Source organism: Novosphingobium jiangmenense, from assembly GCF_015694345.1.
Taxonomy (GTDB): Bacteria; Pseudomonadota; Alphaproteobacteria; order Sphingomonadales; family Sphingomonadaceae; genus Novosphingobium; species Novosphingobium jiangmenense.
Window position 1 is genome coordinate 287,078 of record NZ_JADQDC010000001.1, and the last position, 15,304, is coordinate 302,381.

The window sequence follows — 15,304 nt, forward strand, 5'->3', positions numbered from 1 at the left end:
GCTTCAAGATGGCAGGCATGGTTCCGTTCAGTTGGGAAGACGCACTCGGGCTGGAAGGCCTGCTGAGCGATGACGAGCGGATGATCCGTGATGCCGCCCGCGCCTTTGCGCAGGACCGCCTGGCGCCGCGCGTGATCGACGCCTTTGCCAACGAGCATACCGATCCCGATATCTTCCGCGAAATGGGCGAGCAGGGCCTGCTCGGCGTGACGCTGCCCGAGGACTATGGCTGTGCGGGCGCGGGTTATGTGTCCTATGGCCTCGTCGCGCGCGAGGTGGAGCGTGTCGATTCGGGCTACCGCTCGATGATGAGCGTGCAGTCGAGCCTCGTGATGTTCCCGATCTACGAGTATGGTTCCGAGGAACAGCGCCGCAAGTACCTGCCCAAGCTCGCCACCGGTGAATGGATCGGCTGCTTCGGCCTGACCGAGCCCGATGCCGGGTCCGACCCCGGCGGGATGCGCACCGTCGCGAAGAAGGTTGACGGCGGATACGTCATCAACGGCGCCAAGACCTGGATTTCCAACGCGCCGATCGCCGATGTCTTCGTGGTCTGGGCAAAGAGCGAGGCTCATGGTGGCGGCATTCGCGGCTTCGTGCTGGAAAAGGGCATGAAGGGCCTGTCGGCGCCCAAGATCGAGAACAAGGTCTCGCTGCGTGCCTCGATCACCGGCATGATCGTGATGGACGATGTGTTCGTGCCCGAAGACGCGCTTCTGCCCAACGTGCAGGGCCTCAAAGGGCCGTTCGGCTGCCTCAACCGCGCCCGTTATGGCATTTCGTGGGGTGCGCTGGGCGCGGCGGAGTTCTGCTATCACGCCGCGCGCCAGTACGGCCTTGATCGCCACCAGTTTGGCCGCCCGCTGGCGGGAACGCAGCTCTACCAGAAGAAGCTGGCCGACATGCTGACCGAGATCACGCTGGGCCTCCATGCCTCGCTGCAGGTCGGCCGCCTGATGGACGCGGGGAAGTTCGCGCCCGAGATGATCTCGATCGTCAAGCGCAACAACGTCGGCAAGGCGCTCGATATCGCGCGGATGGCCCGGGACATGCACGGCGGCAACGGCATTTCCGGCGAATACCAGGTGATCCGCCATATGGTGAATCTGGAAACGGTGAACACCTACGAAGGCACGCACGATGTTCACGCGCTGATCCTCGGTCGGGCGATTACCGGCATCGCGGCGTTCTGACGGTAGCGATCCTGGCGCGTCTGGACTAAGGGCGCGCCATGGACTCGCCCATTACCGTCGCTGCGCTCTATCGCTTCACCCCCGTTGCCGATCCGGCCGCGCTGCGCGATGCGCTTGAAAGCCAGTGCAAGGCACAAGGCATCAAGGGCACGTTGCTCGTAGCAGGTGAGGGAATCAACGGAACCATCGCGGGCAGCGCCGAAGGCATCGCGCACGTCGTCGATTTCATCCGCGCCCAGCCCGATTGCGCGGAAGCCGAGGTCAAGTACTCGCACGCGGCGGAAATGCCGTTTTACCGCATGAAAGTGCGGATCAAGCGCGAGATCGTGACGATGGGGGTCGAGGGGATCGATCCGCGCGCCAGCGTCGGAACCTACGTCGCGCCGCAGGACTGGAACGCACTGATTGCCGATCCCGACACCATCGTCATCGACACCCGCAATGATTACGAAGTGGCCGCCGGCACCTTCGAACGCGCGATCGACCCCAAGACCGCGACCTTCCGTGACTTTCCCGACTGGTTCCGGCGTGAGCGTGAGCGCCTGCTGGGCGAGGGGAGGGCGCCCAAGGTTGCCATGTTCTGCACCGGCGGCATCCGCTGCGAAAAGTCGACCGCCTTCCTCAAGGCCGAGGGCGTCGAGGACGTCTACCATCTCCAGGGCGGCATCCTGAAGTATCTCGAGGAAGTGCCAGAGGAGGAGAGCCTGTGGCACGGTGAGTGCTTCGTGTTCGACGAGCGCGTGACGGTGGGCCATGGCCTCGCGCTCGGCACCCATGTGCTGTGCCGCGCCTGCCGCCGCCCGATCAACGACGAGGGCCGCGCCTCGCCGCTGTACGAGGAGGGCGTGTCCTGCGCGGATTGCTACCACGAACGCACCGACGAACAGCGAGCCTCCGCGCGCGAGCGTGACCGTCAGGAAAAGCTCGCCCGCGCGCGCGGCACGAGCCACATCGGCGCTACAAGGCCCTGATAAAGCTGATGATTTCGTCGGTCAGGCGGCGGTCCGCCGTGCCGATATGCATAGCCATCGAATAATGGTTGTGGCCTGACAGGGTAACGGCGCGGGGCATGGTGCCGTGGCGCTGCAACCTCTCGTGCATCAGGCCGAGGAACTCGGCCTGGAAGCGCGGCGGATCGAACTGGGCGCAGGCCAGGAGAAGCGGGATGGTAGTTGCCGCCACCGCCTCGCGCGGCATCCGGTCGGCGTAGTCGTCGTTCGAACCGCAATACGGCTCGTCCTTCACATTGAGCGGGGTGTAGCCGTAGAGCCCTGAGAGGAGCACGGCTCCAGCGATCGGCAGGTCAGGCTTCAACTTCAGCGCCGTGGCGATGTGCACCGCGCCTGCCGAAGTCCCGATCACGAAGATCCGAGCCGGGTCCCCGCCATGGTCGGCGACATGCGCCTGCAGCCACGCGACCGCTGCCACCACGTCCTCGCCACCCTCGGGCCAGCGCGCCTCGGGCAGGAGGCGGTAATTCATCACCGCGCCAAGGAATCCGGCCTCGGCCATGGTGCGGGCAAATGCGGCGTTCTGCCAGGAACCGTTGTCGCCCTTGTCGCCAAGGCGGAAGCCGCCGCCGTGGACGAACAGCACTACCGGGAGGTTGCGCTCCTCGCCAGTGCGATAGAGGTCGAGCCGGTGGCGTTCGTGCGGGCCATAGGCACAATCGGCAATCAGCACCGGCACGCGGGCGGCAAGCGCACGCTGCTCGGCATCGAACAGGGCGCGGACCTGCTCGAGCACTTGTGGGCCGAGCGCGGTACCCATCGAGGCAATGGCGGGAAGATGGTGCATCTCAGGCGGTCTCCACGCGATAGAGTCGGCGCAGCGATCGGTCGGTGACAAGGCTCCCAAGCAGACCGCCGAACACGACCTTCATCGCAAAGGCACTAGTCCAGCCCATGCCGTCGCCGGGCCCGTAGAAGCAGGCAAGCATCAGCAACGCGGAGACCGCAAGGCCGCCCGCGATGGAAATGACTGCCTGACCAAGGATCTGCCGGGTCGTTGGTACGCTCCGCCCGGAGCCGCCCAGCGACCTCCGCACCAGTAAGGCAGGCACCAGCGTCGCCATCAGGGCAATCACGCCACCCTGCGGTAGGAAGTCCCGGGCGAGATTGTCGGGGGCGGCGAAGGCAAGGGGGCGGACCTCGGTCCCGAACACGCCGAGGAAGAAGGCTGCACTCAGCACGGCATTGATGCCCATGCTGGCCAGCCTCTCGCGCCGGATCAGGCGTTCGAGGTCCATGCTGCCCTCAGGCCTCGTCGATGACGGGATTGGTGAGGGTGCCGACCTTGCCGATCGAGATCTCGGCCACGTCTCCGGCCTTCATGTAGAGCGGCGGATTGCGCTTGTCGCCGACGCCGCCCGGCGTGCCGGTGGCAATGACATCGCCGGGTTCGAGCGTGGTGAAGGTCGAGCAGTATTCGATCACGAAGGCCACGTCCCAGATCATGTCGGAGACGGGCTGGTCCTGCACGAGCTGGCCGTTGATGCGGGTCTGCACGCGCTGTTCGGCGATGTCGGGCAATTCGTCAGGCGTCACGAGGGCAGGGCCGAAGCCGCCAGTGCCGGGGAAGTTCTTGCCCGGCGTGAACTGGATGTTGTGGCGCTGCCAGTCGCGCACCGAACCGTCGTTGAACACCGAGTACCCGGCGACGTGCTCCAGCGCCTTCTCGCGCGGTATGCGACGACCGCCCTTGCCGATCACGACGGCGAGTTCGCCTTCGTAGTCGAAGCGGGTGGTCTCGGGCGGGCGCACCAGCGGCTCGCCATCGGCGATCAGGCTGTCGGCCCAGCGGGTGAAGATCGCCGGATATTCCTTCTGGTCACGCCCGGTCTCGGCGACATGGGTGGCGTAGTTGAGGCCGACGCAGAGGATCTTGTTCGGATTTGGGATCAGCGGCAACAGGCGGACCTCGGTGCAGCCATAGGTCGCGGTCGTGGCCAGCGCGGAAAGATCACCGGCGACGGCGTCCTTCAACCACGCCGCAGCGCCTTGCGCTCCGAGGTCATGCACGGTCTCGCCGTCGAGGCGACCGAAGCTTGGAGTGCCGTCGGGACGGCGGAAGCTGATGTAACGGGCCATGGTCTTGTCTCCCCTGAGGACGCCTTGTGCCTGCACCGCCGATCCTGCCAGCGCAAGGGCGGCCGCGCCGCCGACGAAACCTCGTCTGTCGATGTTCAAAGTGGTGCCGGTTCCCAGTCCCGGCGGCAACGGAAGCGTTCCTCGGCAACGCGCAGTCCTGCGAAGTCCTTGTCCGAGATGCCCCACTGGTCGATGCGCTGCTCGGGCCAGGTCCAGTCGTCGGGCTCACCGGTGCGGTAGTCTTCTGGCACCTTTTCGACCGCCGTCGAATACTCGATAACCGGGCCAAACGGGGCGATGTAATAGGCATAGACGTTGTCGCCCGGACCGTGGCGACCGGGACCCCAGGCCGGCGCAAAGCCGTTGTCGCGCATCCAGCCAATGCCGCGCATCACCGCGTCGAGATCGTCCATCTCGAAAGCAACGTGGTTGAGGCTGGCAAAACCGGCGCGGGCAAAGGCGGTCGAATGGTGACTGTCGTTGCAGCGCACGAAGACCATGCCCTTGGTCCGGTCCGACACGCGGAAGTCCAGCACGTCCTCCACCGCATGGCCCAGCAGTTCGGCATCGGCGGAGTTGAACACCACGTGGGTCAGCTTGACTGGCGACACCCGCTTGCTGGCCTTCGAGAAGCCTTCGATGGTCTCGACCTCGGTCGACCCGGCCAGAAAGCGCAGGAGTGTGCCTTCGGGCAGTTCGACCAGCAGGCCTGCGCCCTCGCCCGGATCGGTCGAGGTCACTGGCTTTGCCGCCCAGCCCTTGTCGGCCACGCGCGCCTTGATCGCGGCGAGTTCGGCATCGGAGCAGGTGAAGGTGGTCGAGCGGACGAACTCGGCATCCGATTGCTCGAACGCGACGAGGTAGGGCATCGTCCCCGTACCACGCAGGTAGTGCGTCTGCCCCCGAACCTCGGCGGGATAGAGACCCCAAACGTCGACCATCCACGCCGCAGCCCCAGCGGGATCGGGCAGGGCCAGTTCGATGCTTCTCAACTTCACTTGCTGTTCTCCGGATCCAAGCCTGCAGCCTTCAGACCGGCAAAGGCGCAAAGCTCGTCGCACTCGCCGGTATCGCCACTGATGCCCACGGCACCGATAATCGTGCCAGCCTCGCGGATCAGCACGCCGCCGGGCGAAAAGGCGATGTTACCGCCCACGACCACGCTCACGCTCTGGAAGAAGGCGGCGTTACCCTTGGCGCGTTCTGCCAGCACGCGGGTATCGTCGCCCATGCCAAGCGCACCCATCGCCTTGGCGCGGGCGATATCGTGGCGGAACAGGCTTGCGCCGTCCTCACGCGCGAAAGCGACGGGGTGTCCACCGGCGTCGAGCACGATCACCGCGAGCGGCTTGGCTTTGCGCGCCCGGGCCTCGGCCAGTGCGGCGGTGGTGATGGTCTGGGCTGCTGCAAGGGACAGGCTCATGCCGCAATCTCCAGCTTCTGACGCAACATCGCATCGCGCAGGGCGAGCAGTTCGGCCGCAGATCCAGTGCCGAACACGTAGTGGTCCGGACGGACCAGCACGGCCTCAACCTCGCGCGCGTCGAGCCATTGCTGGACCGCCCCATTGTCGGGAAGCTCGCTCGCGGTAATCGCGCCCTCAGGCCCATTGTCCCGCACGAACAGCCGCCATCCTTGCCCGACGAGGTCATCGAGCTTGCGGCCATCGGTAAGGATGGGTTGGATGAAGCGCTGGCCCGCTGCAGGCGTGCCCTGCGCCACGAAACCGGTCGCGATAGCCGGGATCAGGTCCGCTGCCGTCTCGCCCTGCTTCTGCGCCGATTGCGCGCGGATCGATGCGTCACGCTCTGCGGCCTTGGCCGGATCGAGCTCGCAAATGTACCGCCCCGCTGCCACCGCTGCGCCAATCACGCCGCGCACGTGCGGATCGCGCTCGGGCTGGTACGTCGTCAGGATGGCTTCGTCTGCACCGTCGTTGACGATGGCCGCCATCTTCCAGGCAAGGTTCGCCACATCGCGCAGGCCATGGCACATACCCTGGCCGAAGAACGGAGGGGTCTGGTGCGCGGCATCGCCTGCCAGGAACACCCGACCGACCTGCCACTGCTCCGCCACCAGTCCATGGAAGCGGTAGGTTGCAGCGCGCACGATCTTGTGCGGGACGTCTTTCATCCACGCGCCGACCAGTGCCGCGACGTTCTCCTCGCGCATCATCTCGGCATCGTCTTCATGTGGCAGCAGCATGAATTCCCAGCGGCGATGGTTGCGACGGCCGGGCACCACCGTGGCGGGGCGGGCAGGATCGCACATCATCACCGACAAGCGCTGCAGATCGGCACCTTCGGGTACGCCGGTCAGGTCGGGGAAGGTCACCGGCCCTTCGACTTCGGCATCGACCACGAGCCACGGCTCCTCGAAATCGAGATCGTCGAGCTTGACGCCCAGCGCCTTGCGCACCGGGCTGCGCGAGCCATCGGCGGCAATCACCCAGCGCGCGGTCAGGCTGCGCTGCGCGCCGTCCTGCGCGTAAGTCACCGTCACTCCGTCATCATCTTGCGAAAGCGAGGAGAAGTCGGCCCCCAGCACCAGACCAATGCGGCCATTGTCGGCAAAGGCCGCACGCAGATGCGCCTCGAACTCGGGCTGGTAGAAGAAGTAGTCGTTGGCCCACCCGAACGGACGCGGCTTGCCGACCGTGCCCATGTAGCGGATCACGCCATGGTCAGCGCCCACGTGCAGGTGCCCGTCGGTCGCCACCATGTCCGGCTCGACCCGGTCGATCACCCCGGTGCTCTGGAACAGGCGCATCATCTCGTGGTCGAGATGGACCGCGCGGGGCAGGGGGTAGTGCTCGGTTTCCTTCTCGAGCACGATCACCGAAAGACCCTGCCTTCCCAAGAGGTTGGCAGCCATTGCTCCCACCGGGCCGCAACCAATCACGGCGACGTCGAACATCGTCGACATCAGGCGGCAACCTCGGCAGGCGCCTTGTAGAGAGCGCCGTCCTTCATGATCATGGCGAGCCTGTCCTTGTCCTGCAGGATCGAGACGTCCTGCGTCGGATCGCCGTCGACGAGCAGCAGGTCGGCCAGCCAGCCCTCCTTCACCCGTCCGACTTTCAGGTCCATCAGTTCGCCGCCAAGCGCGGTCGCGGCGTTCAGCGCCTCGCTCGGCGTGTAGCCGAAGTGATCGACGAAGATCTGCAGGTCGCGCGCGTTGCGGCCGTTGGGATTGAACGGGAAGCCATAGTCGCCGCCGATCAGGATGCGCATGCCGCGCGCCTTCAATGCCGGAACCAGCTTGCTTTCCAGTTCCATCCGCTCGGCCGCACTCTTCTTCATGTGGCTCATGTCGATGTGCGGGGGCGGCGTGGCTTCCAGCGCGGCGATCGAGACGCCGGGCGAGGGGGCGTAGAACGTCGTATCCTTGGCCGCGATCATCGCGTCGGCCGCCGCTTCGTCGGCATAGGAGGCGTGGTAGATGATCCGCGCTCCAGCCTTGAGCGCCAGTTCGATGGCCTTGGGGTAATAGGCATGGGTGGCAATCCACAGGCCAGCCTCGCGCGCGGCCTTGCCTGCCGCTTCCATCTCCTCGTCGGTATAGAGCACGTCCTGCGCACTGCCGGGCTTCAAGGCATCCTCGCCCGAAACCACCAGTTTGAGCGAGCCGATGCCCTGTTCCTTGCAATAGGCGACGAACTTGCGGATGGCCTCGGGGCCGCGCCCGTTGAACACGTCGCCCGTTTCGACGCCTTCGGCACCCTCAGGGCTGCGTTCCAGTGTCGAAGGCACCAGACGCGGCCCCGGCGTCTCGCCGGCGTCGATAGCCCGCGCCAGTTCCACCTCGATGCCGTCACCGAGTGCTCCGGCCGAATAGGCGCTGGTAAAGCCATGGTCGAGCAAGACCCGCGCGTTGCGCCATGCGGCAATCTTCAATTCGTCGGGCGGAAGGATGAACTGGTGGTAGATCTTCTCGACCGAGGAGCCCCAGGTAAGGTGGGCATGAGCTTCGACCATGCCGGGCATCAGCGTGCGCCCGGCACCTTCGATCACCACGTCCGCGTCCGTAGCATCCGGGGCAGCCGCCGATTCGACGACAGCGGCGATGCGACCATCCTCGACAAGCACCGAGAAAAAGCCCGCAAGGCTCTGTTCTCCATCGAATATCCGTACATTCCGGATGAGCGTCGTCACGGTAGTTCTCCCACGTTCCAAAAGTGGGAGTAGCGACCACATACTCTCAGGAAAAGTATTGATCCACAATATAAGCATAAGCCAGGGCTATGGCTCGGCTTTCATCCGGTGCTTCTGGACGCCTGCATGCCCGGGTGTGAGAGTTCCGAAATTGCAAGCCGATAAAAATCCCGTTTTTCCGGCAGCCGCATTGACACGAGGTGCTGTTGTCTTCAAAAAAGGAATAATTATCCGAAAAAGCCGGTCTGAGGAGTCGTGGCGTGGCCTATCCCGAATTTCTCGAGACCAGCCAGTGGATCGAGCGGCCCGCCGACACGCAGCCCGCTCTGCAAGGGGCGGTGAAAGCCGACGTGGTGATCATCGGCGGCGGCTTCACCGGGCTCAGCACCGCCTTGTGCCTGCGCGAGGCAGGAGTCGATGTCGCGCTGGTCGAGAAGGACTTCTGCGGGATGGGCGCGAGTGGTCGCAACGCCGGACACCTCACTCCGACCATTGGCAAGGATTTCCCGACATTGGTCAAGTACGTGGGAAAGGACCGCGCGGTGGAGTATGCACGCTTTGCCGACCGGGCGGTCCACTACACCGAGGGCATGATCGAAAAACTTGGCGTGGACTGCGAGTACCGGCCGACCGGGAACATCATCACCGGGCTCCATCCGCGCCATCGCAAGCCGCTGGCCGAAGGTGCGGACCTGGCCTCGCGACTGGGCGTGGGCGTTGCCTTCCTTGACGAGGCCGAAGTGCGGCGGCGCAACCTGCCCTCGCACGTGCGCTTCGGGGTGATCGAGCAGGCGGGCGGGCACCTCCACCCCGGCAAGTACGTGATGGCGATGCGTCAGGCGGCGATCACGGCAGGCGTGCGCATCTTCGAGGACAGCGCGGTCACACGGATCGAGGATACCGGATCGCCGGTCACGGTGCACACCGCCAGCGGATCGGTGACTGCCGAGAAGCTGGTGCTGGCGACCAATGCCTATACCCCGGCCACGCTCGGTCGGATGCGCAGCAAGGTCTTCCCGGTGCGCGTCACCCTGTTCCGCACGCAAGTCCTGACCGATGAGCAGTGGCGGCGTATCGGCTGGGAAGGGGGTGAGGCGCTCTACACCGCGCACGAGGCGATGGAGAACTATCGCCCGCAGGCCGACGGGCGCATCTCGGGCGGGTCAAAGTTCGTCCAGTACGGCTATGGTAGCAAGCTGACGACCGGTTACCTGCCGGAAGTCTTTGCGCAATGGCGTGAGGTTTTCGCGCGGCGCTTCCCGGAGATTCCGGACGTGAAGATAGAATCCTTCTGGGGCGGGTGGATCGGCCTGACGCTCGATTTCCTGCCGCTTCACGGCAGAAACGCGCGCGGCACGGTGTTTCACGCAATGGGTTACAACGGCCATGGAATTGCGCAGGCGACCTATGCCGGAACAATGCTGTCCGATCAGGTGCTGGGCAGGGCGAATGCCGAGGTGGAACTGTTCCGCCGCCGCCTGATCCCCTTGCCGCCGGAGCCGTTGCGCTGGCTGGTGGTCAAGGGCATCACCCATTTTCTCGACCGGATCGACAACAAGGTCGACGCCGAACTGGCGGCAGGGCGGTTCTGAAAGGGGAAGCGATGAGCGGTGCGACTGCGGGGAACCGCTCCATCCTCCCGGCGCTGGTCGTGGGGGCGGCGGGACTGCTTGTCCTCGGCGTACAGCCGCTGCTTTACGGCGGCTATGTCCATGAAGGGCTGATCCCGGAAGGGCGGCTCGGCACTTTGGCGGCGGTGGAGATCAGTTCCATCGCGTCGGGCAGCGTGGCCGGGATCAACCTGCTCGGGCGGTATCGTGCGCAATTCGTCGGGCTGGGCGGTCTGGCGCTGCTGCTGCTCGGCAACCTGCTGCCGGTGGGACTGGCACTGTTCGCATGGCGAGCGCTGGCCGGGTTTGGGGGCGGCATGATCGTGGCTATAGCGGCGGCGCAGATCGCGCGGCAGGCCAACGTCAATGCCGCCAGCGGACTGTTCCTCTTCTTCCAGGCGACGAGTCAGTACGCGATCCTGCAGGGGGTCACCCTGCTGGCACCCACCGCATCGACGCAGGCGGTGCAGGCCGCCCTGGCCGGAGTTTCGCTGCTGGTGCTGCCGTTGCTTTTCATGGTCCCGGCGAGGCTCGATGTCACGGCCGGGGAGGAGCGACCGGGACCACCGCCGCCGGCCGGATGGGCCGCGCTGATTGCCTCGGCCCTATTCCTCGGTGGAGCGATCGGGATCTGGGCTTACCTTGGCGTGTGGCTGGAGGTGGCGGGCCTGCCTGCGCAGGATGTGTCAGCGCGGCTGACCGCAGCGCTTGTCGGGCAGATCGCGGGGGCGCTTTGTGCGGTGGCGCTGGGCACGCACCGGCGCAGCAGCGTGCAGGTCATGGTCAGCGGTGTGGCCATTTGCGCAGCCATTGGCGCGTTGCTGATGACGGGTCCTCAAGGACCTGCCGGGTGGACGCTGATGATCGGATTCGGGCTGGCCTGGATGATCGGCACGCCGGCGCTATCGGGCCTGCTGCTGGAGGTCGACCCGGCGCGGCGAAGCTTGCCCTATGGCGCTTCGGCGCAGTTGGCGGGTGCTGCGATCCTGCCGACGGCGGTTGGCGAGGTCATGGCTGCGCGCGGGCTTGACGTAGTGCTGGCGACCAGTTGCGTGCTGGTCGCCATGGCACTGCTGGCAGTCGGCGTCGCGCTGGGCTTGCGCGAGAGGCGTTAGCTCGCGACGATGCCTTCGAACCGCGCCTTGAGTTGAAGGCCGAGCAGGCGGCAGTAGAAGCGCACCTGAGCAAGGTTTCCGCCCATGAACCACAAGCCGCGCTGCGCGGTGGGCTTCCACATGTTGCGCAGCTCACCCTCCCACGGACCCGGATCGCCCTTGAAGCCCGAGCCATAGCCCCAGCAGCGGCCGACGCGTGTCGCAACGTCCTCCCCGATCAGGCGCGAGACCCATTCCTCCATCGCGCCGAAGCCGGTGGCATAGACGATCACATCGGCGGGCAGGTGCTCGCCATCCTCGAGCACCACGCCATCGGGCACGATCCGCGCGATCTCCTTGCCCGAACGCAGGGCGATGCGGCCATCGGCGATCATTTCCGATGCGCCGACGTCGATGTAGTAGCCCGAGGCCGAGCGCAGGTACTTGCCAGCGATCCCGGCTCCGTCCTCGGCGAAATCGAGCTTGAAGCCGGCTTGTTCGAGGCGTTCGTAGAACGGGGCCTCAAGCTTGCGGATCGCGTCCCAGGCCTGGCGGCTGCCAATTTCCTGAAGGCGGATGGGCACCGACTGGGCGATCAGGTCGGCCCGCTCGGTAGTGATGCCTGCCTCCAATGCTTCCTGCGAATAGACGGGCTTGAGCATCATGTCCGTCATCGTCGACTGGCGCACGATGTGGGTGGAGGAGCGCTGAATCATCACCGGGTGCGCGCCGTGGGCGACGAGATCGGCGCAGATGTCGTGCGCGCTGTTGTTGGCGCCGACCACCACCACGCGCTTGCCCGCAAGGCCCTCGCCGCCGGGATGCTCGCTTGAATGGTACTGCTGGCCGGTGAAGCTGTCCTGCCCTTCGAACATGGGCACGCGCGCGAAGCCGGCATTGCCGAGCGCCATGACGAGATGGGCAGGTGCAAGCTCGATTTCGCGGCCATCGCGGCGGACGCGAGCGGTCCACTTACCGGTGGCCTCGTCATGGCGGGCCGAAAGCAGTTCGGTCCGGGTCCAGACGTTGAGTTCCATGGCCTGGGCATAGAGCTCCAGCCAGTCGCCCATCTTGTCCTTGGGGGTGTAGATCGGCCAGTGCTCGGGGAACGGCAGGAACGGCATGTGATCGTACCACACCGGATCGTGCAAGGTCAGTGACTTGTAGCGCGAGCGCCATTGGTCGCCGACGCGAGGGTGCTTGTCGATCAGCAGGTGGGGCACGCCGAGCAGGCGCAGCGCGGCGCCGATGGCAAGGCCCGCCTGGCCTGCGCCGACGACAAGGACGTATGGCTGTTCGGCGGTGCCCATCGCAGCGCGCTCGTCGGCGAGCAGGTCCTGCCAGTTGCGACCGTCGGGATCTTCGACCACGCCGCTGGTCCGCCGCTTGCCGACCGGGAATTCGTGGCCTGCGATGTCGGCCAGCATGGTGAAGAGCGACACGGCCTTGCCGTCTGCTAGGCGGACATAGCCCTTGCACGGCCCGGTTGCGGTCTCGAAGGCGATGAAGCCTTCGCTGGCACCGGAGGCCGCTTCTGTCGTCCAGTTGCGTGGCATAACGGCAGCGGCACGAGCTGCGACGAAGGCGGCGATGTCGGCGCTGCCTTCGTACGTTGCCAGCGTCCAGTCGAAAGCCAGGAAATCGCGCCACAGGCCCGCGGGGTTGAACAGGTTGGCGACGGCATCGCCATCGCCGGCAAGCAATGCTGCATCAAGGCTGGCGAGCCAACCGGTAACGTCAGTCAAGGCGATCCTCCAATGCGGGTGGGCTTATCCGGTCAGGCACTCAGAAATGGGCGCTGAGCTGGATGCCGTAAGTACGCGGTTCGTTGTAGTTTATCTGGTCCTGCGTGATAACTGGCGCGATGGCAGTGACATAGGCCTTGTTCGTCAGGTTCTTGCCCCACAGTGCAATCTCGTAGCGATTGTTCGGCGCGGCCCATGCGAGGCGGCCATTGAGCAGGCCATAGCCAGCGACCTTGTTGCTTGGCGCATTGTCCGGGAACAGGAAGATCGAGGACGTGTAGGTGCCATCGACATTCGCCCGCACTTCGCTTCCGTTGGCGAGCGGCACGGTCAGGCGAATGCCGGCGGAGCCCGCGAAGTTGGGGGCATTGACCAGTCGGTTGCCAGAATAATTCGTCCCGCCTAGCGCCGCGAAGTTCTTGTATTCGCTGTCCATCACCGTGATCGCGGTGAACAGTTCGAGGTTGCGCACCGGCCGCGCGGTCACTTCCGCTTCCAGCCCGTAGATCCGCGCGTTGCCGGCGTTAAGCTTGCGCTGGACCGGAACGGGGCCGGACAGGTCGAAGATGAACACCTGCAGGTCGCGGTAGTCGTAATAGAAGGCCGAGGCATTGAAGCGCAGGTGGCGGTCGAGCAGGTCGGTCTTGATCCCGGCCTCCCAGGCGTAGAGCTTCTCGGAGCGGAACGGGGCAAGCTGGAGTGGATCGGTGGACGCGCCGCCAGCAAAGCCGCCGCTGTTGTAGCCCTTCGAGAACGAGGCGAAGAGCAGGGTGTCGCCGGTCTTGTAGTTGAGCGCGGCGCGCCAGCTGAGATCGTTGAAGCTCTGCCGCCGGTCAAAATCGAGCAGGGGCACGACCACGTCGGAATAGGCCTTGCGCGGAACGACGGTGCCGAGCGCATCGAACAGACTGGCGAACTTCATGCCGATGCGATCGTGCGAATAGCGCAGGCCGAGCGTCGCGGTAAGCTCGTCGGTCAGCTTGTAGTCCGCCTGGCCGAAGAGGGCGTAGCTGTCGGTCTTCTGGGTATAGGGATAGCGCAGCAGGCCGAGCGAGTTGACAGGATCGAACCCGCCCAGCGGCGCCGAGGGATCGCGCAGGGCCCGCAGCAGGTCGAAGCTGCTGTCGGTCTTGAGCGTATCGTGGAAGTAGAACCCGCCGACGATCCAGTTCAGAGCGTTCTCACCGACCGACTGCAGGCGCAACTCCTGGCTGAACTGGCGCGGGCGATCTTCGTAGTAGGCGGTGATCACCTGGTTGGGGCTGGCGTCGGTGTCCTCCAGCGTGGCGCGGTTGACCTGCTCGTAGGCGGTTATCGACGTCAACTGCACGCCGCCAAAGGTGAACTGCCCGGTGAGCGAGGCGCCGAACACGTCGATCCGCTCCTTGCCCTCAACGTCGTAGTCGCCCGCCCAGGGATCACCATCGGTATCGGCATAGCCGAGGCCATCGGTCGGCGTGCCATTGGGAAGGAATGCGGGGTCGCCAAAGAAATCGATGCCCTGGCCGCGGTGCTGGAACTGGCGCGCACCTCCGCTGTTGCGCCCGCCGTGCACGGAGAGGCGGACCAGCGTGTCCGGTCCCGGCGTAAAGTCGACGATGGCGCGGGCGGCCCACAGGTCGATGTTGTTGACGCGGTTCCCGGTCACGCGGTTGAAGGTCGTGCCATCGTTGCGGTGGTAGAGCCCCGAGACGCGGGCCTTGAGCACGTCGCCGGCAATAGGTCCACCGATGCCGCCTTCGAGACGTACTTCGTCGAACCGGCCATAGAGCGCCGAAACATCGCCGCTGAGCGTGTCGGAAGGCTTGCGCGAGGAGAAGCGGATCGCGCCTGCGGTGGTGTTGCGACCATAGAGCGTGCCCTGCGGGCCCTTGAGCACTTCGATGCCGTCACTGTCGAAGACGTTGAACAGCTTGCCCGCATTGGCCCCCAGGAAAACGTCGTCAACATAGACGCCGACCGCGCCGGTGGTGTTAGAGTTGAAATCGCCGATGCCGACGCCGCGGATGAACAGAGAGGTGGTGGAAGCGGCGGTGCCAGCCTGCATCGACAGGCTGGGGACAAGCAGGGTCAGGTCGCGCGGATCGCGCACCCCGCTTTCGCGCAGCTGGTCGCCCGAAACGGCGGTAATTGCAATGGGTACGTCCTGCACGTTCTGCTGGCGACGCTGAGCGGTGACGACGATCTGGCCGATGCCTTCGTCAGCGGGCTTTTCAGAGGACTGGGCCCGCGCAACCTGGGGCAAGGCAGCAAGACAGGTGGATGCCGCAAGCGCGGCAATGACGGACCGATGAAGCGCAGAGCTGACCATTACCCGATTCTCCCTGATGCAAGGGCAAGCGGCTTCTCTGGCCGGTTCCTGCCCGTCCGGGACGTTGTTCCTTCTTCGTCGGTTATGGTCAAGGCCAAAAATGGATAA

General features: G+C 65.4%; 13 protein-coding genes. 4 read left to right on the forward strand and 9 right to left on the reverse strand.

Translation table 11 applies throughout. The annotated features are described in order from the left end of the window. Nucleotides 1-8: 8 nt before the first annotated feature. A complete protein-coding gene (locus I2488_RS01325; protein WP_196274004.1) occupies nt 9-1,193 on the forward strand; it encodes an acyl-CoA dehydrogenase in 1,185 nt (394 codons plus the stop codon). Nucleotides 1,194-1,231: 38 nt separating this feature from the next. Next, nucleotides 1,232-2,164, forward strand: a complete 933-nt coding sequence (gene trhO / locus I2488_RS01330; RefSeq protein WP_196274005.1) for an oxygen-dependent tRNA uridine(34) hydroxylase TrhO — start codon at nt 1,232-1,234, stop codon at nt 2,162-2,164. On the opposite strand, the gene I2488_RS01335 is transcribed toward trhO, so the two are convergent. From I2488_RS01335 to I2488_RS01365, 7 genes are all read right to left on the reverse strand, one after another. Then, the gene (locus I2488_RS01335; RefSeq protein ID WP_196274006.1) at nt 2,151-2,990 is read right to left on the reverse strand and encodes an alpha/beta hydrolase; all 840 of its coding nucleotides are present in this window, start codon (nt 2,988-2,990) and stop codon (nt 2,151-2,153) included. The two genes, trhO and I2488_RS01335, sit on opposite strands and share 14 nt — an antisense overlap. Before the next feature lies 1 nt (nt 2,991). After that, nucleotides 2,992-3,441 (reverse strand): hypothetical protein, encoded by a 450-nt coding sequence (locus tag I2488_RS01340; RefSeq protein ID WP_196274007.1) that lies wholly within the window; start codon nt 3,439-3,441, stop codon nt 2,992-2,994. Between the two features lie 7 nt (nt 3,442-3,448). Continuing rightward, nucleotides 3,449-4,282 (reverse strand): fumarylacetoacetate hydrolase family protein, encoded by an 834-nt coding sequence (locus I2488_RS01345; RefSeq protein ID WP_196274251.1) that lies wholly within the window; start codon nt 4,280-4,282, stop codon nt 3,449-3,451. 95 nt (nt 4,283-4,377) lie between these two features. Beyond that, nucleotides 4,378-5,280, reverse strand: a complete 903-nt coding sequence (locus tag I2488_RS01350) for a VOC family protein (RefSeq protein ID WP_196274008.1) — start codon at nt 5,278-5,280, stop codon at nt 4,378-4,380. After that, nucleotides 5,277-5,705: a GlcG/HbpS family heme-binding protein gene (locus tag I2488_RS01355; protein ID WP_196274009.1), complete on the reverse strand. Its 429-nt coding sequence runs from the start codon at nt 5,703-5,705 to the stop codon at nt 5,277-5,279. Before I2488_RS01355 ends, I2488_RS01350 begins: the two co-directional genes overlap by 4 nt. Next, entirely contained in the window at nt 5,702-7,198 is a 1,497-nt protein-coding gene (locus I2488_RS01360; protein ID WP_196274252.1) for a bifunctional 3-(3-hydroxy-phenyl)propionate/3-hydroxycinnamic acid hydroxylase, read from the reverse strand. Before I2488_RS01360 ends, I2488_RS01355 begins: the two co-directional genes overlap by 4 nt. Before the next feature lie 8 nt (nt 7,199-7,206). Next, nucleotides 7,207-8,436 carry an amidohydrolase family protein gene (locus tag I2488_RS01365; RefSeq protein ID WP_196274010.1) on the reverse strand — a complete coding sequence of 410 codons (1,230 nt, stop codon included), beginning with the start codon at nt 8,434-8,436 and terminating at the stop codon, nt 7,207-7,209. A gap of 260 nt (nt 8,437-8,696) precedes the next feature. Here I2488_RS01365 and I2488_RS01370 point away from each other — a divergent pair, with 260 nt between their 5' ends. Both I2488_RS01370 and I2488_RS01375 read left to right on the forward strand, forming a co-directional pair. Next, on the forward strand, nt 8,697-10,028 hold the full coding sequence (locus I2488_RS01370) for an FAD-dependent oxidoreductase (RefSeq protein ID WP_196274011.1): 1,332 nt from the start codon (nt 8,697-8,699) through the stop codon (nt 10,026-10,028). Between the two features lie 11 nt (nt 10,029-10,039). Further along, nucleotides 10,040-11,161, forward strand: coding sequence for a hypothetical protein (locus tag I2488_RS01375; RefSeq protein WP_196274012.1), 1,122 nt, complete (start codon nt 10,040-10,042; stop codon nt 11,159-11,161). On the opposite strand, the gene I2488_RS01380 is transcribed toward I2488_RS01375, so the two are convergent. Further along, a complete protein-coding gene (locus tag I2488_RS01380; RefSeq protein ID WP_196274013.1) occupies nt 11,158-12,885 on the reverse strand; it encodes a flavin-containing monooxygenase in 1,728 nt (575 codons plus the stop codon). The two genes, I2488_RS01375 and I2488_RS01380, sit on opposite strands and share 4 nt — an antisense overlap. A gap of 40 nt (nt 12,886-12,925) precedes the next feature. Beyond that, nucleotides 12,926-15,130 carry a TonB-dependent receptor gene (locus tag I2488_RS01385; protein WP_246465401.1) on the reverse strand — a complete coding sequence of 735 codons (2,205 nt, stop codon included), beginning with the start codon at nt 15,128-15,130 and terminating at the stop codon, nt 12,926-12,928. Between the last annotated feature and the right edge of the window lie 174 nt (nt 15,131-15,304).

Bases quoted from the DNA above. Each gene is read 5' to 3' on its own strand.
- I2488_RS01355 (WP_196274009.1), bottom strand. From the start codon at position 5,705: ATGAGCCTGTCCCTTGCAGCAGCCCAGACCATCACCACCGCCGCACTG.
- I2488_RS01345 (WP_196274251.1), bottom strand. From the start codon at position 4,282: ATGGCCCGTTACATCAGCTTCCGCCGTCCCGACGGCACTCCAAGCTTC.
- I2488_RS01340 (WP_196274007.1), bottom strand. From the start codon at position 3,441: ATGGACCTCGAACGCCTGATCCGGCGCGAGAGGCTGGCCAGCATGGGC.
- I2488_RS01375 (WP_196274012.1), top strand. From the start codon at position 10,040: ATGAGCGGTGCGACTGCGGGGAACCGCTCCATCCTCCCGGCGCTGGTC.
- I2488_RS01325 (WP_196274004.1), top strand. From the start codon at position 9: ATGGCAGGCATGGTTCCGTTCAGTTGGGAAGACGCACTCGGGCTGGAA.
- I2488_RS01360 (WP_196274252.1), bottom strand. From the start codon at position 7,198: ATGTTCGACGTCGCCGTGATTGGTTGCGGCCCGGTGGGAGCAATGGCT.
- trhO (WP_196274005.1), top strand. From the start codon at position 1,232: ATGGACTCGCCCATTACCGTCGCTGCGCTCTATCGCTTCACCCCCGTT.
- I2488_RS01335 (WP_196274006.1), bottom strand. From the start codon at position 2,990: ATGCACCATCTTCCCGCCATTGCCTCGATGGGTACCGCGCTCGGCCCA.